General features: G+C 54.9%; 14 protein-coding genes. 1 reads left to right on the plus strand and 13 read right to left on the minus strand.

What is annotated here, in order from left to right:
* Positions 1 to 835 precede the first annotated feature (835 nt).
* From C7E10_RS03095 to C7E10_RS03105, 3 genes are all read right to left on the minus strand, one after another.
* Positions 836 to 1,984, minus strand: coding sequence for an RNA-guided endonuclease InsQ/TnpB family protein (locus tag C7E10_RS03095; RefSeq protein WP_105325892.1), 1,149 nt, complete (start codon positions 1,982 to 1,984; stop codon positions 836 to 838).
* Between the two features lie 1,404 nt (positions 1,985 to 3,388).
* Positions 3,389 to 4,375 (minus strand): tRNA dihydrouridine synthase DusB, encoded by a 987-nt coding sequence (gene dusB, locus C7E10_RS03100; RefSeq protein ID WP_105325893.1) that lies wholly within the window; start codon positions 4,373 to 4,375, stop codon positions 3,389 to 3,391.
* 49 nt (positions 4,376 to 4,424) lie between these two features.
* Positions 4,425 to 5,195 carry a type III pantothenate kinase gene (locus C7E10_RS03105; protein WP_105325894.1) on the minus strand — a complete coding sequence of 257 codons (771 nt, stop codon included), beginning with the start codon at positions 5,193 to 5,195 and terminating at the stop codon, positions 4,425 to 4,427.
* A 672-nt stretch (positions 5,196 to 5,867) separates the two neighbouring features.
* Here C7E10_RS03105 and C7E10_RS03110 point away from each other — a divergent pair.
* The gene (locus C7E10_RS03110) at positions 5,868 to 6,257 is read left to right on the plus strand and encodes an endonuclease domain-containing protein (protein WP_476723632.1); all 390 of its coding nucleotides are present in this window, start codon (positions 5,868 to 5,870) and stop codon (positions 6,255 to 6,257) included.
* A 133-nt stretch (positions 6,258 to 6,390) separates the two neighbouring features.
* Here the strand turns inward: C7E10_RS03110 and ftsH are convergent, their stop codons facing one another.
* From ftsH to glpX, 10 genes are all read right to left on the minus strand, one after another.
* Positions 6,391 to 8,328 (minus strand): ATP-dependent zinc metalloprotease FtsH, encoded by a 1,938-nt coding sequence (ftsH, locus tag C7E10_RS03115; RefSeq protein WP_105325895.1) that lies wholly within the window; start codon positions 8,326 to 8,328, stop codon positions 6,391 to 6,393.
* A gap of 57 nt (positions 8,329 to 8,385) precedes the next feature.
* Positions 8,386 to 8,928 (minus strand): hypoxanthine phosphoribosyltransferase, encoded by a 543-nt coding sequence (gene hpt, locus C7E10_RS03120; protein WP_105325896.1) that lies wholly within the window; start codon positions 8,926 to 8,928, stop codon positions 8,386 to 8,388.
* Positions 8,901 to 10,019, minus strand: a complete 1,119-nt coding sequence (gene tilS, locus C7E10_RS03125; RefSeq protein ID WP_105325897.1) for a tRNA lysidine(34) synthetase TilS — start codon at positions 10,017 to 10,019, stop codon at positions 8,901 to 8,903. Before tilS ends, hpt begins: the two co-directional genes overlap by 28 nt.
* The gene (locus C7E10_RS03130; protein WP_105325898.1) at positions 10,019 to 10,492 is read right to left on the minus strand and encodes a S1 RNA-binding domain-containing protein; all 474 of its coding nucleotides are present in this window, start codon (positions 10,490 to 10,492) and stop codon (positions 10,019 to 10,021) included. Before C7E10_RS03130 ends, tilS begins: the two co-directional genes overlap by 1 nt.
* Positions 10,493 to 10,670: 178 nt before the next feature.
* On the minus strand, positions 10,671 to 10,979 hold the full coding sequence (locus C7E10_RS03135; protein ID WP_105325899.1) for an FtsB family cell division protein: 309 nt from the start codon (positions 10,977 to 10,979) through the stop codon (positions 10,671 to 10,673).
* 81 nt (positions 10,980 to 11,060) lie between these two features.
* Positions 11,061 to 11,336 carry a non-specific DNA-binding protein Hbs gene (locus tag C7E10_RS03140; RefSeq protein WP_105325900.1) on the minus strand — a complete coding sequence of 92 codons (276 nt, stop codon included), beginning with the start codon at positions 11,334 to 11,336 and terminating at the stop codon, positions 11,061 to 11,063.
* A 90-nt stretch (positions 11,337 to 11,426) separates the two neighbouring features.
* Positions 11,427 to 12,245 (minus strand): nucleoside triphosphate pyrophosphohydrolase, encoded by an 819-nt coding sequence (gene mazG, locus C7E10_RS03145; protein WP_105325901.1) that lies wholly within the window; start codon positions 12,243 to 12,245, stop codon positions 11,427 to 11,429.
* 12 nt (positions 12,246 to 12,257) lie between these two features.
* Complete coding sequence (locus tag C7E10_RS03150) at positions 12,258 to 13,811, minus strand: putative polysaccharide biosynthesis protein (protein WP_105325902.1); 1,554 nt, start codon at positions 13,809 to 13,811, stop codon at positions 12,258 to 12,260.
* Positions 13,812 to 15,752: 1,941 nt separating this feature from the next.
* Positions 15,753 to 19,034, minus strand: coding sequence for a transcription-repair coupling factor (gene mfd / locus C7E10_RS03155; protein ID WP_105325903.1), 3,282 nt, complete (start codon positions 19,032 to 19,034; stop codon positions 15,753 to 15,755).
* Positions 19,035 to 20,248: 1,214 nt separating this feature from the next.
* Positions 20,249 to 21,211 (minus strand): class II fructose-bisphosphatase, encoded by a 963-nt coding sequence (gene glpX, locus C7E10_RS03160; protein ID WP_105325904.1) that lies wholly within the window; start codon positions 21,209 to 21,211, stop codon positions 20,249 to 20,251.
* Positions 21,212 to 21,238 lie beyond the last annotated feature (27 nt).

Below are 21,238 nucleotides of genomic sequence, written 5' to 3' on the forward strand. Positions count from 1 at the left end.
TTTTTTAGAATATATTAAAACCGAGGTTCGCTTGGTGCAGCATTGCTGCTGTTCGCGGAAGGTTGGTTTCAATGTCATTCTTTGGCCTTGCTAAAAAGCTTGGCCAGACACCTGTCGTCTGCTCGTTCAGGGTGTTTTTGAGAATATATTAAAACCGAGATTCGTCTGGTGCAGCATTTCTACTGCTTGCGAAAGGTTGGTTTCAACGATACTCTAGGGCCTTCCTAAAATAGCTTCGCTAAAATAGTTTGGCCAGACACCTGTCATTTGCTTTCCTAAATTGCTTTGGGTGAAGGCTAATTCAATAGTTCATCCAAGGCGATTGAAGTACTTGACTTTCTGCCTGCTGTTAGCTGCTCGTTTGTTTCCGTACGAGACAGCTTGTATATAATAGCACAGGAAGTTACGGTCGTCAACACTTTATTCAAAAAAAGTTTAAGGGTTATTTTCAGGCGCAGAAATACGCCGTAGGGCAAGTCTGCTAGGCTTTCCTTTCCTCCGGCAGATAATGGAGCTCCAAGTGTTTATCTGCTGGGGAAAGCGGCTTATTAGCCCCCTCCTCCTTCTTACCGCTTTGGTGATTCTTACGTTTTACTGCAAGGGCCCTGCTGCTGGTTTCTGGCTTCGAAGATGGATTGATAAAATCAAAAAACACCTCTGGCATACATACAGGAGATCTGTGGTGATGCGCTGTCTCTTGTACATTCGTGGGAGCCGGTTCCCGTATGGAATATGGCTCCGCAAGAGGTAATGCCCTACCTCAAGAATTTCTTGTGCTGTGAATCCCGGGAATTGTTCAACAGCTGTTGAAGCTTTCTAGAAAATAAATACTGAATTACTTTTGCTCTGATGTGGTGCGCATTCTTTGCTTCCCGCCCCGCAGCAATATTTCCATTGCGTGTTGGGCAAGGTTGATCGCCGCATTGGTGTCCCTGTCATGCTCTGCCCCACAGTGGGGACAAATCCAGGTCTTCACCTGCATATTTTTCACCTGGGGATTGCGATGCCCGCAGTTGCTGCAGGTCTGACTGGAAGCAAAATATGGGTGATGTTCAAAAATCAGTGTATTGGTTTCTTCTGCTTTATATTTGAGTTTCTTGATAAAGTCTGCCAATGCATAATCTGCTATGCGATGTCCAAACTTTTTCTGCAATTTCTGGCTGTCCAGGCTTTCGATGGCCACTACGGTATAGTCTTGGACAAGCTTGCGGGCCAACTTCCACTGGAAATCGCTGCGTTGGTTCTTCAGTTTTTCGTACTTTCGCAGCAGGTCCTTCTTGGCTCGTTGATAGTTATTGGAACCTGAGTGTTTATGGGCAAGAGAGTCTGCTGCTTTCTGAATGGCAGCCAGGCTTTCCCGCAAGAACTGTGGTTCAGAAATCCTATTTCCATCGGATCCGCACAGAAAGTCCTGCATGCTGTAGTCCAGTCCTATGACCTTTCGTTTGCGAAACGGGATAAACTGTTTGGGTATCTGGCAGGTGAAGTAGAGGTAGAAGTCGCCCAGGGGGCTGCGTTTGAGGGTAACGGACTTGGGTTTGCTGGGTAGGGCTCTATCACGAAAGTATTTGTACCAGGTTTTGCCTATGCGAATGCGGTGGTGTTCTTCGTCCAGTTTCCAGCCGGATTGGTACAGGGTGATGGTGGTGAATGCTTCTTGGCTGCGGCAGCACGGGGGTGCGGCTCTTTTGTTTTTTCCCAGGATGGAAAAATAGGATTGGTAGGCTTTTTCGATTTTGTAAGGTATGGCGTTTCTGATGCTGGACGGCAGCTGGCGGAGATAGGCATAGTGCGGCAATTTTTGTTGTTTAGTCAGCTGGCGCTGGAGTTTTTGTTTGGGTAGTTTTTCGTGATACAGGCGATAATAGCGGCGATAGAGTTTGATGCAGTGGTTATAGGTCTGCCGTGCTGCTTCAAGCAGCTGGTGCAGGTGCTTATTGCGGCGGGATGGGTAGAGTTTGTAGGTATAGGTAGTGGGTTTCATGGTGGTGTACCTCGTAGGGCTGTATGAAATTAGGTCCGTTGCGTTGCTTGTTGAGGACAGTATAGCATATGAACAGGTGTTCTATCTAGAGTGAAATATTACAAAATATGGGTTGTGTTAAGTGTATTATGTGAAATTTTGTTTGGGTGTGGGTGGGATTGTACGGTGTAGTGGCCAAAGGACAATGGAAAGGTATTCAAAGTAAAAGCATAAGGCTCTGTTGCCCCATCCGCCCTCAATTATGAACTCTTTCCGGGGCTGCGAAAAAATAAAACTTCTATCGTCGCCTTTGGCGACACTTCCTAAGTGGTTCGCTGCTAGCCAGTCATTTTCGCCCTACGGGCTCAATTCCTGGGCAGCTATCACATGGCTCGCGTATACCAAACAGCTTTTTGGAATACCTGGAGCGCTGTTTGGACGCGAGCGCAACGCTTGCAGGAAGCGTTCCAGAGAGCCACTGGTCAGCTTCATATCAGCACGATATTTTAGATTCTACATGACCAGTATTGGTTATGGAAGCCTACCACAAGCGTGTGGTAGGTGTCAGCCATAGGCTGACGGAGGAAGTTTATCCTAGTATTTTGCGGCCACCGGCCGCTGCCTTCCTCTTCTCCTGTTCGCAGCTTCGCTCGAACAGGAGAAGAGGAAGGTGCCGGCGAATTAGCCGGCGGATGGAGTTCAAATCCAAGTTGCCCGGAGGGTCATATATTGTTAAAAACACCTCTACACTTTTCACAGAAAAGTGTAGGCCATTTCCTTTTTCCCTTCATCTATCCTCCCTCACCCCTCTTCACCCTCTTTTTACGTTTAACCAATCGCTTAACAGCTAAATGAACGGTGAAGAGGAAGGTGCCGGCAATTCGCCGGCGGATGGAGTTCAACACCAGGATGCTCGGAGGGCTAAGTCATGTATTCCAGTAGTTCACTACTGAAATCATAATACCTGGATAAAAAGCATATCACCTGGGCCGCCCCAACCGCCCTCCTGGCGTCAGGCACCTTCCCTTGAACACGCCCCATCTGCGCCTTTGGAATTCTTATACTAGGCGCATCTTCCCCATTTCAGCTGTTCCACAGCTGAAACGGAGAAGACGAGTGGGCGGAGAAGGCAAGCGGCCGGGAGGCCGAGCGGTTCGCCGTACTCCAGTCATTTTCGCCTTTCAGGCTCAATTCCTGGACGGCTATCGCAGGGGGCGTATATTCCATTTCTCTACGGCTAGAGCCTTGAGAAATGGATACGACTCCCTAAAACCGAATGAAAACCATAATACCCTGCATCCAGCCGACCTATTCCAGCATTGCAGCCGACCGCCTCCCCCCTACTCCCTTCTTCCTCATAAAAAACGTACCGCTCTCCTTCTCCTGGAAAGCGGTACGTTTTTCATTCGTTTTTATTTTCTTCTCCTACAATGCTCTTTCGTCCTGCAATTCGTCTTCGTACTCGTCCAGGATTTTCAAAAAGTCGTCGTGTTTGGTGGTCTGGTTGATGGCGTTTCTATAGTATGCGCTATGGGGCAGGCCGGTGAAGTAGCAGGCGCCGTGGTGGCGCATTTCTCTCAGGGCTACGCGTTCGCCTTTAAAGGCGATCAAGTCGGCCAGGTGGCGGCGGACCATGGCGAAGCGTTCTTCCAGCGATACGCTGGGGATGGGTTTGCCTTCCAATGCGGCTTTGACTTCTCTAAAGATCCAGGGGTTGCCTTGGGCGCCTCTGGCGATCATGATGCCGTCGCAATGGGTGGCTTTTTTCAGGGCCAGGGCGTCGCCGGGGGTAAAGACGTCACCGTTGCCGATGACGGGAATACCGACGCTTTCTTTGACTTCGCGGATTTTTTCCCAATCGGCTTTGCCGCTGTAGAACTGGGTCCGGGTGCGGCCATGGACGGCTACAGCAGCAACGCCGGCTTTTTCGGCCAGTTTGGCGATTTCTACGCAGTTTTGGTGTTCCTGGTCCCAGCCGGTGCGGAATTTCACGGTAACGGGGATGTCCACGGCGTCCACCATAGCTGCCAAGATGGCGTAGGCGCGTTCGGGGTCTTTCATCAGGGCGGAGCCTTCTCCGTTGGAGACGATTTTGTGGACGGGGCAGCCCATATTAAAGTCGATGAGGTCGGCGCCATGGGCCTGGGCCAGTTTGGCGGCGTCGGCCAGTTCCTGGGGCACGGAGCCAAAGAGCTGGATAGCAGCGGGGTGTTCTTCCGGGGCAATTTCCAGCATGGCCAGGGATTTTTGGTTTTTATACATCAGGGCTTTGGCGCTGACCATTTCGGATACGGTGTAGTCGGCGCCCAGCTCCCGGCAGATAACCCGAAAGGGCAGGTCGGTGACGCCGGCCATGGGGGCCAGGATCACGGGGGTGGTGCGGGTAAACAGGTCTTTGAGAAATGGGGTCATAGGTCCTCCTAAAAAAAGCAACGCCCCCGGTTAGGAGCGCTGCCTGTGGTTATTGGTTCATTTCGTGGAGCATCCGGAGTCCTTCCAGGGTCAGGAAGGGTTCTACTACGTCCACCAGTTCGGATTCGGAGGCCATGAGCTTACCGAAGCCGCCGGTGGCGATTACGAAGGCCTGGCCGCCCAGTTCCTTCTTCATGCGGGTAATCAGGCCGTCCATCTGGCCGACAAAGCCGAAGATGACGCCGGAACGCATGGCGTGGATGGTGTCCTTACAGATGGTTTTTTCCGGTTTGATCAGTTCAATCCGGGGCAGCTTGGCAGCCTTCTGGAACAGGGCTTCGGTGGAAATGCCGATGCCCGGGGCGATGGCGCCGCCCAGGTATTCCCCGGCGGGGGTCAGGGCGCAGAAGGTGGTGGCGGTGCCAAAGTCGATGATGATCAGGTTGCCCTTGTCGCCGTACATTTGGTGGGCGGCCACGGCGTTAACGATGCGGTCGGCGCCGATCTGGGACGGGTCATCGTAGTCCAGCTGCAGTCCGGTGTTGATTTCGGAGGTTACCACAAAGGGGGTAATCCCGAAATAGCGTTTGCACATATTGCACAGGGGAACCAACAGGGGCGGTACAACGGTGGAGATGATGATATGCTCGATATCTTTCATATCCATGCCGCTGTAGGCGAACATGCTGCCCAGGATGATTCCGAATTCATCCGAAGTCCGGGAGCGGCTGCTGGAAATGCGCCAATGGGCCTGCCAGCTTTCCCCGTCATGTACACCTACCACAATGTTGGTGTTCCCTACATCCATAACCATTAACATGGTTTCTACCTCCAGTTTTCTAAAGGCCGGTATTGTTTTCCGTGCTGCCGGGCTTCCGTGGAACCCGGTTTAAGGCCGGCCATAAACGCCTATATTATATCAAATAGGTAAAATCGTGCAAGGGGTAATGTGTGGAGAGCAGGAATGTAAACGCATTCCTGCCGGGACTGCTGCTGGCCGTCAAGCGGCTAAAGGGGGTCAAAGTTTCCAAAGAAGGGCGCATTTTGGGTATGAAAAAGACTGGCACTCCGGGTGAAAAAACGGGTAAGCGTGGGTTTGGGTTGGTGCGGCCAGCGGCGGCTCGTGCAAGAAAAAGGCGGGGTGGGGTAGGTTGGGTTACCCACAATGCCGTTTCGGCCGGGAGAGGGCGAATTTGCCGAGGTGAGGGGGAAGAAGACTGGGTGAGGCTCCATAAAACGGTAAACTATCGTAGTGATTACGGGAGATGTTTTTTAGCCGTAGTAGGTAAACGATCATAATGGTGCAGGAAATCCACTTAGAGAAGCAAGAACTAATGCCTGAAATAGTACAGTTTACCCGTTCCTATGCCCATTCTTCCCGTTCGTTCTCAAGCTATAGACATCCCCTATTTGTTTCGTTACTATGAGGATATCTAGGCGCAAAGGAGCAAAAGTCATGGAAGATATGCAGACAGAACGACACAAAGAACTGATGAACAATGCCCGAGAATTACGGAAAAACATGACCAAGCAAGAGAGGAAACTATGGTACAACTTCCTCCGCGGCTACTGGATCAGATGGCGCAGGCAAAAAGTAATCGGAGAATATATCGTTGATTTTTACTGTGTCCAATTAAAGCTGGCCATTGAACTGGACGGCAGTCAACATTATGAAGATGCTGCAAGGGTATATGATCAAAAGCGCACGGAATTTCTAGCCAAAATGGGAATTCAGGTATTGCGATATACGAATTTGGAAGTAAATCAACAATTTGATGTGGTTTGTACAGACATTGATAATAAAGTGAAGGCTATGGTTGAAAAAATGAACCGATATCATATGAAAATTACCGCACGGAAGAAAAAAGAATTAGANTTTTAGTATTTCGTTGCGCATCGTCGTCATCCTTTCGTTTCTCATAACGTAAAGAATCGTTAACACAAAGTCTGGAAAAAAGGGCTGTGTCTGGCACAGCCCTTGGTTTGGTTTGTAAATGTGTTTCCTTCTCCCCGCCCTACGCCTGAGGTACTTCGCTGGTGCTGGGTTGGGGTGCTGCTGCGGGGGCAGCTGCTTCGGTGGTCACAGGGGGAATGGGTGCGGGGGTACCGTCAGCCGGGGGTTCATTTTTCGGGGCTTCGGGGTTCTCGCCTTTTTCCAGGATGTGGCCGTATTTCAGCAGTTCTTCAATCTCATGGCCTTCCAGGGTTTCCCGTTCGATCAGGGCCTGGGCGATGAGGTGGAGTTTGTCGATGTTTTTGCTCAGCAGGGTGACAGTGCCTTCATAGGCTTCGTCAATAAACCGGCGGATTTCGCTGTCAATCTGGGCAGCGACTTTTTCGCTGTAGTTGTTTTCTCTGCCGATATCCCGGCCCAGGAAGACTTGTTCCTGGCGATGGCCGAAGGTTACGGCGCCCAGGACGTCGCTCATGCCGTATTCGCAGGTCATCTGGCGGGCCAGTTCGGTGGCGCGCTGGAGGTCGTTGCTGGCGCCGCTACTGATTTCATGGAGCACCAGGGCTTCTGCCACACGGCCGCCCAAAAGGACTTTCAGTTCATCCAGCATTTCGCTGCGGGTAGCGTAGTAACGGTCTTCTTTGGGCAGGCTCAGGGTATAGCCGCCGGCTCTGCCTCTGGGGATAATGGTAACCTTGTGGACAGGGTCGGTATGGTCCAGCATCATGCCCACCAGGGTATGGCCGCCTTCATGGTAGGCAGTCAGGCGTTTTTCTTCGTCGGTGATAAGGCGGCTCTTGCGTTCGGGTCCCATCATGACGCGTTCGGCGGCTTCTTCCATGTCGCTCATGGTGATGGTCATCTGGTTATGCCGGGCTGCCAGGAGGGCGCCTTCGTTGACCAGGTTGGCCAGGTCGGCGCCGGTAAAGCCGGGGGTACGCCGGGCCAGGATGCCCAGGTCCACGTTGGAGTCGATGGGTTTGCCTTTGGTGTGTACCCGCAAGATGGCGCGTCTGCCGCGCACGTCGGGTTTGTCCACCACAATCTGGCGGTCAAAGCGGCCGGGCCGCAGAAGGGCCGGGTCCAGGATATCCGGGCGGTTGGTGGCGGCAATCATGATGATGCCTTCGTTGGCGCCAAAGCCGTCCATTTCGACCAGCAATTGGTTCAGGGTCTGTTCCCGTTCGTCGTGTCCGCCGCCCAGGCCTGCGCCTCTCTGGCGGCCTACGGCGTCGATTTCGTCGATGAAGACAATGCAGGGGGCGTTTTTCTTGGCCTGGTCAAACAGGTCCCGGACACGGGAGGCGCCCACGCCGACGAACATTTCCACAAAGTCGGAACCGGAGATGCTGAAGAAGGGCACGCCGGCTTCGCCTGCTACGGCTTTGGCCAGCAGGGTTTTACCGGTGCCAGGAGGGCCGTACAGCAGTACGCCTTTGGGAATCTTGGCACCCAGTTGGTTGTACTTCTGGGGTGCCTTGAGGAATTCTACGACTTCTTCCAGTTCCTGCTTGGCTTCATCAGCGCCGGCCACGTCCTTAAAGGTGACCTTGCTCTTGCCGTCGCCGTACAGTTTGGCTTTGCTCTTGCCAAAGCTCATGACCTTGCTGCCGCCGCCCTGGGCGTTGTTCATCATGAAGAACCACAGGATCACGATGACCACCATGGGCAGCAGGGAAGTCAGGAGAGAACTGAGCATGGAGGGCTGGGGCGGCAGTTCTGCCCGAATCTCCACGTCACGGGCCCGGAGGGTATCCACCATTTTGTCGTCCCGGGGGGCGATGGTGGTAAACTCGGCGCCGCTCTTCAGCTTGCCTTTGATCACGGAGTTGTCCACGATGGTGACGGATTTCACGTCATCCTGCTGGACTTCCTTCATGAAGTTGCTGTAACTCATTTCGTTCTTGGGGACGTTGGAGGCGTTATAGTAGTCGTAAATCCACACGCCCAGAATCACTACGAGCAGGTAAAATACCAGGTTTCGAATAAATTTGCTCACGCGCAGCTCCTTTCCTGTCTGAAGGTGCTTCCATGGGAAGGGTTCCAGACACGGACATTATTTTTCATATACAGATCTCTTGAGAATGCCAATAAAGGGCAGGTTCCGGTATTCTTCATCGTAATCCAGACCAAAGCCCACGACAAATTCGTCGGGGATCTCAAAACCGGCGTAGTCCGGCAGGACTTTCACCAGTCTTCTTTCTTTTTTATCCAGCATGGCGGCAACCTTCAGGGTCTTGGGGTTGCGGTTGCGCAGCAGCTCGCCTACGGCTTTCAGGGTCAGCCCGGTGTCGATGACGTCGTCTACCAGGAGAATGTTCTTGCCGGCCAGGTTCCGGGAGGTATCGTATTGGATATCCACTTTGCCGGTGGTGGTGGTGGTGCCGGAGCCATAGGAGGAGGCTTTGATAAAGTCAATGCGTACGGGCACGGTGATGTGCTGGGTCAGTTCCGTCAGGAAATAGGCGGCGCCCTTGAGCAGACCGATGACCACCAGTTCCTGGCCTTCGTAGTCCTTGCTAATTTGGGCACCCAGCTGGGCAATCCGTTCCTTCAGGGATTTTTCGTCAATCAGTACTCTTTCGATATTTTCATGCATTTTCGCTGCTGCTCCTTTTTTTGGTATTTGGCTGCCCGCTCCTTGCTGCGGGCGATGGTATTTTTACGGGCGGTGAGCCTGCCCTGGCGGTAGGTCACCCGTACCTTTCCCGGTACGTCCAGGGACTTGCCCCCGATGCCCCGCAAAATCAATTGGTATAGCTGCTGCACCTGGTCAAAGCGCATTTCGCTGCCTCCGGCGTCCTCCACCAGCTGGCGGAGAATCCGGGTGCTGACGGCCAGGGGCAGGGCCAGAAAGTCGGTGCCGGTGTCCAGCACCAGGCCTTCCGGGGTGCGTTTCTGGTGGTCCTGGGTATAGGCCGTGGCCAGTTCTCCCAGGCATTCCTCATCCCAGGCTGCCACCGCAGCGCTTTGGGCCAACTGGACGGCAATCCGGGGATTCTGCTCCCTGAGCAGGGGCAAAAGCACCTTGCGGACCCAGTTCCTGCGCAGGGCCGTATCGTCGTTGGTGCTGTCCGTGCAGTAATGCAAATGCCGGGCCCTGCAATAGGCTTCGGTATCCTGGCGGGTGGCTGCCAGAAGGGGTCTTGCTACGTAGCCCTTGACCGGCAGCATGCCCCGAAAGCCCCGGGTGCCCGCCCCCCTTAGGAGGTTTAACAGCACCGTTTCGGCCTGGTCGTCCAGGTGATGGGCGGTAAAGATGGCGCTGGCCCCCACCCTTTTGCGGCAGCCTTCCAGGGCCTCATAGCGCAGGCGCCGGGCGGCGTCCTCCAGGGAAAGCCCCGCCCCTTCAGCCAGGGCTTTGGGGTTAATGTCCAGTCGGACAAAGGCCGCCCCCTGCTCCTTGCAGTAGGCTTCCACCAGCTGGGCGTCCCGTTCGGCTTCGTCCCCTCGCAGGTGGTGCTGCACATGGGCAACCAGGATATCCACCCGGTCCAGGGCGCCGGCGTCCAGCATGGCGTCGGTGAGGGCCAGGGAATCGGCGCCTCCCGAGCAGGCTGCCAGGACGGTGGTGCCGCTCTGCCACAGGGGGCTCCGCCGCACCAGTTCCAGAAGCTTGTTCTCCGGGTCCTTACAGCAAGCCTCTGAAACAAAAAAAGGTACTTCCGAGGAAGTACCTTTCGTGTCCATTAATCTCCTCTGCGGGCACCGCGGCCGCCCCGTTTTGATTCTGTATTCCGTTTGAGATCCAGCAGGCGGTCATCGCTTTCTTTCATAAAGCGGGACAGCTTGTCCTCAAAGGACATAGGACCTGCTGCCTTGGGCGCGCCAGCATGAAAATGCTTGCCTTCCGGCCGTTTGTTCTCAAAACGCCGCGATTCAAAATGTTTGGGTTCCCCGGTTCTCTTTTCGGCTTCCGGCTGTGCGGCCGGCATCAGGGCCTTCAGAGACAACCCGATTTTGCCTTTATCGTCGATGGAAACGACTTTCACCGTGACTTTCTCTTTGACCTTCAGGAAGTCATGTACATCCTTAACGAATACGTTAGACACCTCAGAAATGTGAATCAAACCCACTTTATTTTCCGGTAATTGCACAAAAGCTCCGAAGTTGGTAATCCCGGTGACTACCCCTTCTATCACAGCTCCCTTATCCAAAGCCATAGGTGAAAGACATCCTCCTTAAAAGTATTGTTACGTTAACCATTATACCGTTGTTAAGGAAAGTTCGTCAAGACGCAAAATAACTGAGTTCCTGCGAATTGGCGGCCTTTTTAGGCGCTTTCGGAGGTTTCTGGAAGCGGGGCTTCCTGTAGATACTATAAAAACAAGCTTCCAGGAACTATTTCCCGGAAGCTTTGGCTTTGTCCTTACCGTCAATCATAAACAAGGGGATCTCGTTCTTTCCCACCATGTTGTGCTCATTGCGGGCGACCTTCTCGATGTAGCGAATGTCTCCCAAGTTTTCCTTCTCCTGTTCCAGCTGGGCGTTTTCCTTTTTCAGGGAATCCACCTTCGCCTGGGTTTTCACCGTTTCCTTGTGGACGCAGTAAAGGTCATAGCCTTGGCTGGCTACACGAAACAGAAAAAGGCTTAGAATGGCTGCCAGTCCCAGTACAAAGTAACGAGGAATCTTTCTTTTTGCTGTCATGGTCCATCCTTTCCTGTTTGTTCAAACCCAGAGAAAAAAAGCAACCTGATACCCGGGGCATCAGGCTGCAGTGCAGAGCAATTACTTGTTTACGGCATCCTTGAAAGCTTTGCCGGCTTTGAAAGCGGGAACTCTAGCTTCTTCGATTTGGATGGTTGCACCGGTACGAGGATTTTTGCCGCTGCGAGCATTGCGAACCCGAGCTTCGAAAGTACCAAAACCAATCAGCTGTACCTTGTCATCCTTGGCAACGGCTTCTTTAACGGTATCGATAAATGCGTTTACGGCCTTTTCAGCGTCTTTTTTCGGCAGAGCGGTTTTAGACGCAACTTCAGAGATCAGTTCACTTTTGTTCATAAGAAATCCTCCTAAATACTTATTGCGCCCTTCTAATGGCGCCCGACTGTAGACATAGTAGCACAAACCCAGTAAAAATGCACGTGTTTTTTATTTAGTCACAGAAAAATGCTGTTTTGCCTGGTTCCAGAGGGCCGTCAGGTCCTCCAAAGACAGGTCTTTCCACTCCCTGTGGTCAGCCTTTACCAGCGCCTCTACGTACCGAAAACGCCGGTCGAACTTGTTGCAGGCCCGGTTCAGGGCCGTTTCCGGCTCCAGCTCCAGCTTTCTTGCGTAAACCGCCAGGGCGAACAGGGCGTCCCCCAGTTCTTCCTCGGTGTGGTCCCCGTCTCCGGCCTCTGCGGCCTCCTGGAGCTCCAAAAGTTCCTCGTCCACCTTCTGCCTTGCGGCAGGGGCGTCCGGCCAGTCAAAGCCCGTTTTGGCGGCTTTGGCGCTAAGTTTGTAGGCCCGCATGAGAGAGGGCAGGCCCTTGGCAATGCCGTCCAGGACGCTTTTCCGGTCGGTCTTCTCCTTGGCCTTCAGGGTTTCCCAGTTGGCCACCACCTGGGCCGCCCCGTCCACCTGGGTATCGCCAAACACGTGGGGGTGGCGGTAAACCAGCTTGTCCACCACGTCGGTGATGATGTCCTGCATGGAAAACAGTCCGTCCTCCTCGGCCAGCCGGGCGTGGAAGACCACCTGGAGGAGCACGTCCCCCAGCTCTTCCCGCATACCGGCAACATCATTATCGTCAATGGCCTCCAGCATTTCGTAGACCTCCTCCACCAGCTCCCGGCGCATGGAACGGTGGGTTTGGACCTGGTCCCAGGGGCAGCCCCCGGGCTCACGGAGTACCTGCACCAGCTGGATCAGCGGACGCAGGTCCAGCACGCCAGGGGTAGTGGGTGCAGGGGGAATGGGTTTATGCATGGTGTTGCCTCCTTAGTTTTTTCTCTTGAGCAGTTTTTTCAGCTCCCCTACGCTTACTTCTTTCGTCAGCAGCAGGGCGGCCAGATACAGGGCAGCCCCCAGGGCCACGGTGGCCAAGATGCCGGGAACGAAGGGCAGGGCCTTGGACAGGACGTTCTTCCAGGCAAAAAGGACGGCGCCTCCCATGACGGCGGAAGCGATGAGTATCCGTCCCAGATGGACAAAAGGGAAGGTGATTTTGTCGGTCTTATACATGAAAAATACATTGGCGCAGCCGGCCAGGGCCAGGTTGGCGTCGGTGGCCCAGGCGGCCCCCAAAATGTTATAGGCGGGGTTGGCGGCCAGGACCCACAGCAGGCTGACCTTCACCACCAGGCTCAGCAGCATATTGATCATGGGAATCCGGGTATGCCCCAGGCCCTGAAGGATAGCCGTGGACACCTGGTGAAGCCCCAGAAAGAAGATGGCCGGGGCCAGGGCGGTGATCACCGCGCCGGCGTGGCTGGTGCCGTACAAAAGCCGGGAGAACGGCGCCCCCAGTACGCAGACGCCCACTGCGGCCGGGAGATTCAGCAGCAAAAAGAAGCGGATGGCCCGCTGGGCTTTGTCCTGCATCAGGTCCCTGCGATGGAGCACTTTGGCCTCGCTGATGGCGGGGACCACGGAGGCGGCCAGGGAGTTGGTGGGAATGGTTCCCATGTTCACCAGAGGCATGGCCATGCCGGACAAATACCCCAGAGCCTGGGTGGAGGCGGCTACGGTAAAGCCGGCCGCCAGCAGCCGGTCGGGGACCAAAATCATCTCAATCCCGGACACTACAGGCACCATCAAATTGGCGCAGGTGACGGGCAGCGCCAGGGTGATAATCTGCCAGGCTGTCCGCGACACAGAAACACGCTCCGTCACGGCGGAGGCGCTCTCCAGGGTGCGCCAGCGGCGCTGCTGTTTATAATAGAAGCCTCCTAAAATCAGAAGACTTGCAATGGCGCCGGGAACCGCACCAAAGGCCGCTCCAGCGGCCGCCATAGGAAGTCCCTGGGGCAGCAGATAGGCCAGAATCACCATGGTCACCACCCGGGTAAACTGCTCGGCAATCTGGCTTACGGCGGTGGGTACCATTTCCTGGAACCCCTGGAAATACCCCCGGAAACAGGAGACAGGGATGGAAATGGCAATGGCGGGCACCAGGGCCAGCATGGCGTACCGGGCCCGGGCGTCCTTGATGATATGGCTGTCAATGAGCCAGGGAATCAGCCCCAGGGCCAGCGCTGCCAGGGCAAGGCCCCCCAGGAACATAAGCCCCACAGAGGTCCACAGCACCTGCCGGGCACCCTTTTGGTCCCGGGCAGCGGCCCGTTGGGAAATCATAATGGAAATGGCCGCAGGAATCCCGGCAGCGGACAGGGACACCAGCAGCAGGTAGATGGGGTAGGCAATCTGGTAGAGCCCAATCCCCTCCCCGCCTAGAAGGCGGGAGAGCAGGATCCGGTTCACCGAGCCCAGTACCTTCACCATCAGCCCGGCTGCTGCCAGGATTAAGGTTCCTTTCATAAAGCGGTCTGCCATGGATGTGACTCCTTTCACAGGTCATTTAGCCGTTAAGCGATTGGTTAAGCGTTAAAAAGGGGGTGAAGAAGTGGGAGGGGGAATAGTGAAAAAGAAAAAGGAAATGGCCTACACTTTTCTGCGAAAAGTGTAGAGGTGTTTTTGGGAATATATGGGGCCGCAGGGCGGCCTAGGGAACCCCTATTGGCACCTGCGGTGCCATTTTCCCCGGAGGGGAAAGGTTTGTCCCCTTTTGGGGCTAGTGCAAGAAGGACGGTAGCTCAACTACAGAAAAATTGGATTTTGGTCGTGCGGTCCGCAAACCTGAAGTGATGTGGTGCCGGGAATCCCCGAGCGGTTCGCCGTATTCCAGTCGCCGTCACCTTGCAGGTTTGGCTCCTGGACGGCTGTCGCAGGGGTCGTATATTCCATTTCTCTACGGCCAAGGCCTTGAGAAATGGAATATACGACTCCCTTAGTCAGCCTGCGGCTGCCAGCTCCCCCCAGCGGTTCGCCGTGTTCCAATCAGCTACGTCCTGACGGACTTGCTTCTTGGACGGCTATCGCATGGGCCTTATTAACCAAACAGCCACTTGAAGAATCTGCGGGCTGTTTGGATGCGGCCGCATAAAGGTTGGAGCCTTTAAAAGGTCGTGCGGTCTGCGGGGCGTAGTGCAGACATCCTACTTTTGAACCCCATCCGCCGGCGAGTTCGCCGGCACCTTCCCCTTTACCAGTGCACGCCAAGCAGTGCACTGGTAAGTGGAAGGCAGATGCGGCCAAAGGCCGCAAAAGGAGCACTCTCCGTCGCCTCTCGGCGCCACCTGCGCCCGCCCGCGCGCGAGGTCAGCTTCTCTACAAAATTCGCAATAACAATGTATTTTATTCTTCTTTTCCACCCCCACATTGTGCTCAATAAAATGTAATTTTAGAAACGTGGTGGTACATAAGTTTTGACTTCCATCAAGAGTGAGGGAAGTGGCGCCGGAAGGCGACGAAGAGAGTTCTAATAATATTAAAATAGCAATATAATTATACTTTGTTTGAAGCATAAAGTATGGTTTTAAACTTCCTTCGTCAGCCTAGCGGCTGACACCTACCACAGTGGTTCGCTGCTAGCCAGTCATTTTCGCCCTACGGGCTCAATTCCTGGGCAGCTATCACATGGCTCGCGTACACCAAACAGCTTCTGGAATACTTGTATCGCTGTTTGGACGCGAACGCAACGCTTGTGGTAGGCGTCCAGGCCACCACTGGTCAAGTAAAATCCAAAATATAGTTGCTGATAAGAAGATGACCATTAGTGGCCTAAGACCGGCCCCTGAGTGGTTCGCGGCATGCTGCTCAGCTTCACCTTCCAGGTTCGCTTTGCAGGCCGCTATCACATGGCTCATATTAACCAATTCTCTGCGGCATATAGCCTTGAGAATTGGATATGAGCGCAAAGCGTTGAAGGGGCTGTCAGCCCGTAGGGATGACTGAGGAAGTTTATCCAGCTTTTCTGCGGCCCCCGGCCGCATGTCTTCTCCGTTTCAGCTGTGGAGCAGCTGAAATGGGGAAGATGCGCCTATCATAAGAATTCCAAAGGCGCAGATGGGGCGTCTTCAAGGGAAGGTACTTTTTCCTTATTTAGCTTCCTCAAGCGTTGCGGTCACGTCCAAATATCGTCACGAGTTACTCAAAAGATATTTGGAATACGTGACCCATGTGATAGCGGCCTGCAAAGCAAGTCCGTAGGACGCCGCTGCGCAGCGAGCCGCGAACCACTAGGAAGCTGGCCCGCCACTACCTTCCACATTTATGGGGAAGGGGAACCGCCCGAAGGGTGGTGGAAAGGGGCGGGACGGAAAGAGTTTACAATTGAAGGCGGTTGGGGCCTGCACTATCAAACTTCTAGAACTAGCCTTTTGCAAGCAACGGAAGCGTTGCTAAATCAGCCTCCTCCCCCATTATACCAAGCCTTCACACCAACCGTGGGATATTTTTCTCCAGCCAGGTTAAGGGGTCGCCTTTCATGCCATGGGTTTTAAGAATGAATTGGGGTTGGGCGGCGACTTTCAAGTTGGCTCTGGGGACGTATTCTCTGATCAGGGCTTTCAACACGTCGGGGTTGGCGGTGCTGTGCTGGTGGAAGGTGATGCGGATTTCTCCGGGTCTTACAGAGATGCCGATGATGCGGAGTTTCCGGCACAGGTCTCTCAGGGCAGCTACGCGCCACAGGTTCACGACCTGCTCTGGCGGGGTGCCAAAGCGGTCGATGATTTCGTCCATAAGGTCGTCTTTTTCTTCGTATTTCAATGCCCCCAGGCGATGGTAGATTTCCATTTTGTACCGGGGGTTGGCGATGTATTCGTCGGGGATGTAGGCGTCCAGTTTCATATCGCTGACGGGGTCCGGGATCACGGGTTCCTGGGGATCGGCGCCGTTTTGCAGGGCGTTGATGGTCTGTTCCAGCAGCCGGCAGTACAGGTCAAAGCCTACGCCGGCAATCTGGCCGTGCTGTTCGGCGCCCAAAAGGTTTCCGGCGCCGCGGATTTCCAGGTCCCGCATGGCGATTTTAAAGCCGGCGCCCAGTTCGGTAAAGTCCCGAATGGCCTGGAGGCGTTTCTGGGCAATTTCGCTGAGGACGCGGTTCTTCTTGTACAGGAAGTAGGCATAGGCCAGCCTAGAGGAGCGTCCTACTCTGCCCCGCATCTGGTACAGCTGGGACAGGCCGAAGTTCTCGGCGCCGTCAATGATGATGGTGTTGGCCAGGGGCACGTCCAGGCCGTTTTCGATGATGGTGGTGCACAGGAGGACGTCAAAGTCCCCGTGGTAGAAGCCAATCATCACGTCTTCCAGTTCGTCTTCGGTCATGCGGCCGTGGGCAATGCCGATGGTAAGCCCGGGTACCAGTTCCCGGAGTCTGGTGGCAATGCTGGTAAGGCCCTCGATGCGGTTGGACACGTAGTAGATCCGGCCGCCCCGGCGGACTTCCCGCTCCAGGGCTTCTTTAATCATGCCCTCGTCGTACTCGGCCACGTAGGTTTCTACGGGCAGCCGGTCTTCGGGCGGGGACTCGATGATGCTCATGTCCCGGCCTTTGACCAGGGCCAGGTGCAGGGTCCGGGGGATGGGCGTGGCGGACAGGGTCAGCACGTCAATGCCGGCGCTCCACTGCTTCATTTTCTCCTTCTGGGCCACCCCAAAGCGCTGTTCCTCGTCGATGATGAGGAGCCCCAGGGACTGGAAGGAGATGTCCGGGGACAAAATCCGGTGGGTGCCGATGATGATGTCAATCTGGCCGGCGGCCAGTTTCTTGATGATTTCCCGCTGCTCCTTGGCGGACCGGAAGCGGCTGAGCATTTCGATATTCACGCCAAAGGAGGCCATGCGCTGGGTAAAGGTCAGCAGGTGCTGCTGGGCCAGGACGGTGGTAGGGGCCAGGACGGCTACCTGCATGCCGTCCATCACGGCCTTGAAGGCGGCCCGAATGGCCACCTCGGTTTTGCCGTAGCCCACGTCGCCGCACAGGAGCCGGTCCATGGGAACGGGCTTTTCCATATCGGCCTTGATTTCCGCAATGGCTTTCAGCTGGTCCGGGGTTTCCTCAAAGGGGAAGCTGTCCTCGAATTCCTTCTGGAGGGGGGTATCCGGGGCAAAGGCATGGCCCGGGGTGATTTTCCGCTGGGCGTACAGCCGCAGCAGCTCGGTGGCCAGGATGGTAATGGCCTTCTGGGCCTTGGTCCGGGCTTTCTGCCAGTCGTTCCGGCCCATATTGGACAGCTTGGGCGGGGTGCCCTCGTTGCCGATGTATTTGTGCAGCAGGCCCACCTGCTCTACGGGTACGTGGAGCTTGTCGCCCTTGGCGTACTGGAGCTGCAGGTAGTCCCGATGGACGCCGTCAATGACGATGGTCTCCACGCCCATGTAGCGGCCGATGCCCTGGACGTCGTGGACCACGTAATCCCCCACTGAGATGTCGGAGAAGTAGTTGGTGATGGCAGGGCCCTTGCCCTTTTTCCGGGTAATGCGGCGGCGTTTCTGGGTGCCGAACAGGTCTCCTTCGGTCAAGAGAAGCCAGTTTTCGTTCCAGAAGTAGAAGCCGCTGGTCAGGCTGCCCTGGAACACCAGGCCGCCCTTCTCGGGCAGGGTCAGGGGGTCCGTGGCCAGCTCCATGGGAATGCCGGCGCCCCGGAGGCTTTCGGCGATGCCTGCGGCTTTGTCCCGGGTGCCCATCATAATGAGCGGGTGGACGCCCTGGCTGATCCAGCCGGACAGGTCTTTTTGCAGCAGCTCGGTATTCTTGTTGTAGGGCGCAATGGTGCGAACCTGAACATGAAGTTTGGGAGCATTGGCAAAGTAGGGATGTCCCAGGTCGCTGACCGCCGCCAGATGGCACTCCTTGGCCAGGTCGATCATCTGGGCCTGGAGCAGCAGCTGGTCGGCAAATTCCCGGTTGTCCCCGAAGCTCTTCTTGCATTCTTCAAAGAAGGCGGAGGGTTCGTCCAGGACCACCAGGGAGTCCGCTGCCAGGTAGGCAAAGATGTTGGAGATGGGCTCCTGGTCCGGCAGGGCAATGGGCATGATGTTGGCCTGTTTGGCCGGGCCGATGCTCCGCTGGGTATCGATATCGAAATGGCGCACCACGTCAATGGTGTTGTCGAACCATTCGATGCGCACAGGATCTTTGTGGTTAATGGGGAAAATGTCCATGATGTCGCCCCGGACGGCCAATTGGCCGATGGTGTCCACCTGTTCGGTGCGTTCGTAGCCGGCTTTCACCAGCTTGGCTACCACGGTCTCCTGGTCAATTTCCATGCCGGGTTTCAGACGGATATTTTCCTTGATGATGCTGTCCGGCGGCGGCAGCTTCTGGATGGCAGCCTCGGCAGTAATGAAGATGATGCCGGGTTCCTGCTTGTAGATCATTTCCAGGGCTGCGGCCCGTTCGGCCAGGACTTCTTCGTTCCGGGTATCCACCTGGCCGTGGATCAGGCTGGCGGGATACAGCTCCCGCATGGCCAGGTCCGGATAGAAGTACGCCAGCTCCCGGCGGTAGGCACGGATGATTTCCCGGTTGGCGGTGAAGATCACCAGGGGCTGCTTGGCCCCGGCCTTTTCCTGAAGAGCGCACAAAAAGCCGACTTTAACAGAAGAAGTTAAGCCGGTGAGAGTAACGGGCCCCTTGGCATTTTGCCAGAGAGAAGCCCCGTCCCCTACGTTTTTTTCGTTTAAAAGCAAAGGAATGATTTCATTAGACATATTAGATACTACCAATCTACATAGAGATGTAAAAGGAATTGAATTGTGGTGGGGCGGCCCCATTGCCGCTTTGCGGCATTTCCCCCATGGGGGAAATCCGTCCCCGCTGGGGCTAGTGCGGACCGTTAGGTAGTCCAACTACAGAAAAATTGCCTACGGCAATTTTTTGCTGTAGAAAACTCTGTACCGGATTTTTGGTCGACGTTCTCAACGGGTGTAGTGCAGACATCCTACTTTTGAACCCCATCCGCCTTCCTAGCGTCAGGCACCTTCCTCTTTACCAGTGCACTGGTAAGTGGAAGGCATGCGGCCTGCGGCCGCAATACTTGGGTAAACTTCCTCAGTCATCCCTACGGGCTGACAGCCCCTGAGTGGTTCGCAGCGCTCACATTAGCCAAGAGCATTTTGATAAACTGACATGCTCTTGGATGTGAGCGCAACGCTTTGCCGGGCCGGTCTTAGGCCTATACGAGTCATGTGCTAAACGAGTATAGCAAAGCAACATAGTTCGTAAATACCTGCACTACCCTAGTTTGTTACTTAACCAGTAGCGGCATAGAACGCTTCCTGCAAGCGTTGCGTTCGCGTCCAAACAGCGCTACAAGTATTCCAAAAGCTGTTTGGTATACGCGAGCCATGTGATAGCTGCCCAGGAATTGAGCCTGAAAGGTGAAAATGACTGGCTAGCAGCGAACCACTGTAGGAAGTGGCACCGCTAGGTGCCGATAGAAGTTTAGCTCCAACAGATTAGTCAATGACCCCAAAAACCTGCCAATATACCCTATTAAAGTTTAAATAATATAATTATATTGCTATTTTAAACTCTCTTCGTCGCCTACCGGCGCCACCTCTGTCACGCTTGATAGAGGTCAACAGTAAGGCACTACCACATTTCTAAAGTTACTTATTTTTGAGAACAATGTGGGAGTACATAAGCAATATAAAGTATATTATTATTGCGAAATTTCTCTAGAAGTTGACCTCACGCGTTTACGGGAGAGGTACCGCCTGCTAGGGCGGGGAAGAGTGCTCCTTTTGCGGCCTCCGGCCGCTGCCTTCCACTTACCTGTTCGCCGCGTTGTGCGAACAGGAGAAGGGGAAGGTGCCTGACGCCAGGAAGGCGGTTGGGGTTTCCCTCCCCCCCTCTTTCCCACCAATACAGCAGGGGGGTGTGAATGAATCCACACCCCCTTCTGGTTCTTATGGTATTGGTATTACAGTTTTACGTTGATGTTGCTGCGGTCGAAGGTATGGACTGCATCAACGAAACGTACGGTGCCGGTGGCGTACCGCATGGATACGGTATGGGTCCGGGCGCCGTTGCCGAAGAAGTTAACGCCTCTCAGCAGGTCGCAGTTGGTGATGCCGGTAGCGGTGAACATGCAGTCGTCGCCTTTTACCAGGTCTTCGATGGTCAGGACTTGACGGGTATCGGCGATGCCCATTTCATGGCAGCGCTGGGTTTGTTCGTCGTTTTCAGGCACCAGGCGGGCTTGCATATCGCCGCCCAGGCATTTCAGGCCGGCTGCAGCCAGTACGCCTTCCGGAGCGCCGCCCCGGCCGATGTACATATGGATACCGGTACCTTCGATGCCGCAGTTGACGATGGGATCTACGTCACCATCGCTAATCAGGCGGATGCGGGCACCAGCAGCTCTTACTTCTTCAATGATCTTGCGATGACGGGGACGGTCCAGGGCAACGACGGTCAGGTCGTTGACGTTTCTGTGCATGGCTTTGGCCACGCGTTCCAGGTTTACGCTGACAGGATCGTCAATGTTGATGCAGCCTTTGGCTCTGGGGCCAACGGCGATTTTGTCCATGTACATATCGGGTGCATGGAGCAGGCAGCCCTTGGGGGCAATGGCGATAACAGCGATGGCGCCCAGCTGGCCTTTGGCCACCAGGTTGGTGCCTTCCACCGGGTCAACAGCGATGTCTACTTCGGGACCGCCGGCACCGACTTTTTCGCCGATGTACAGCATGGGGGCTTCGTCCATTTCCCCTTCGCCGATGACTACGGTACCGCTGATGTTGACGGTATCAAACATTTTCCGCATAGCGTCTACAGCCAGTTGGTCAATGCCGTTCTTGTCGCCCCGGCCTACGCCGCGGGCGCTGGCCATGGCGGCTGCTTCTGTTACACGTACAAATTCCATGGATAATTCTCTGTTCATTCCTACGCCTCCCAAATTTTTCAGCAA

The organism is Acidaminococcus hominis (assembly GCF_900291475.1).
Taxonomy (GTDB): domain Bacteria; phylum Bacillota; class Negativicutes; order Acidaminococcales; family Acidaminococcaceae; genus Acidaminococcus; species Acidaminococcus hominis.

Coding starts and splice junctions, on each gene's coding strand:
- C7E10_RS03135 (WP_105325899.1), bottom strand. CDS start 10,979: ATGACAGCAAAAAGAAAGATTCCTCGTTACTTTGTACTGGGACTGGCA.
- C7E10_RS03150 (WP_105325902.1), bottom strand. CDS start 13,811: ATGGCAGACCGCTTTATGAAAGGAACCTTAATCCTGGCAGCAGCCGGG.
- glpX (WP_105325904.1), bottom strand. CDS start 21,211: ATGAACAGAGAATTATCCATGGAATTTGTACGTGTAACAGAAGCAGCC.
- dusB (WP_105325893.1), bottom strand. CDS start 4,375: ATGACCCCATTTCTCAAAGACCTGTTTACCCGCACCACCCCCGTGATC.
- C7E10_RS03105 (WP_105325894.1), bottom strand. CDS start 5,195: ATGTTAATGGTTATGGATGTAGGGAACACCAACATTGTGGTAGGTGTA.
- mazG (WP_105325901.1), bottom strand. CDS start 12,245: ATGCATAAACCCATTCCCCCTGCACCCACTACCCCTGGCGTGCTGGAC.
- hpt (WP_105325896.1), bottom strand. CDS start 8,928: ATGCATGAAAATATCGAAAGAGTACTGATTGACGAAAAATCCCTGAAG.
- tilS (WP_105325897.1), bottom strand. CDS start 10,019: ATGGACACGAAAGGTACTTCCTCGGAAGTACCTTTTTTTGTTTCAGAG.
- C7E10_RS03140 (WP_105325900.1), bottom strand. CDS start 11,336: ATGAACAAAAGTGAACTGATCTCTGAAGTTGCGTCTAAAACCGCTCTG.
- C7E10_RS03130 (WP_105325898.1), bottom strand. CDS start 10,492: ATGGCTTTGGATAAGGGAGCTGTGATAGAAGGGGTAGTCACCGGGATT.
- C7E10_RS03095 (WP_105325892.1), bottom strand. CDS start 1,984: ATGAAACCCACTACCTATACCTACAAACTCTACCCATCCCGCCGCAAT.
- mfd (WP_105325903.1), bottom strand. CDS start 19,034: ATGTCTAATGAAATCATTCCTTTGCTTTTAAACGAAAAAAACGTAGGG.